The sequence below is a fragment of the Cupriavidus sp. 05N39 genome, assembly GCF_056397325.1.
This window is the reverse complement of record NZ_JBFTNE010000306.1, coordinates 1-472: the sequence shown is the minus strand read 5'-3', so window position 1 is coordinate 472 and position 472 is coordinate 1. Positions and strand designations below refer to the sequence as shown.

Here is a 472-nt window from a genome sequence, read left to right as displayed (position 1 = left end):
GCGTTTGCGCATGGAGACCATACGCAAACTGGCGATCCTGGCCGATGCCGCCAAATACGACGCGTCCTGTGCCTCCAGTGGCGCGGGGCGACGCGATTCGCGCGCGTCCGGTGGCATCGGCAGCACCGATGGCCCCGGCATCTGCCACAGCTACACGCCCGATGGCCGCTGCGTGTCGCTGCTGAAGATCCTGCTGACCAATTTCTGCATCTACGACTGCGCGTACTGCGTCAACCGCGTGTCCAGCAACGTGCAGCGCGCGCGATTCAGCGTGGACGAGGTGGTCGCGCTGACCATGGACTTCTACAAGCGCAACTACATCGAAGGGTTGTTCCTCTCCAGCGGCATCATCCGCAACGCGGACTACACCATGGAGCGCATGGTCGAGGTGGCACGCGTGCTGCGCGAAGAGCACCGCTTCGCCGGCTACATCCACCTCAAGACCATCCCCGAAGCGTCGCCGGAGCTGCTG

1 protein-coding gene is annotated in these 472 nt (G+C 64.2%); it reads left to right on the top strand.

The annotated features are described in order from the left end of the window. Positions 1 to 10: 10 nt before the first annotated feature. The coding region (locus AC1DN0_RS41435) for a radical SAM protein (protein ID WP_477146659.1) at positions 11 to 472 on the top strand (462 nt) is incomplete at its 3' end.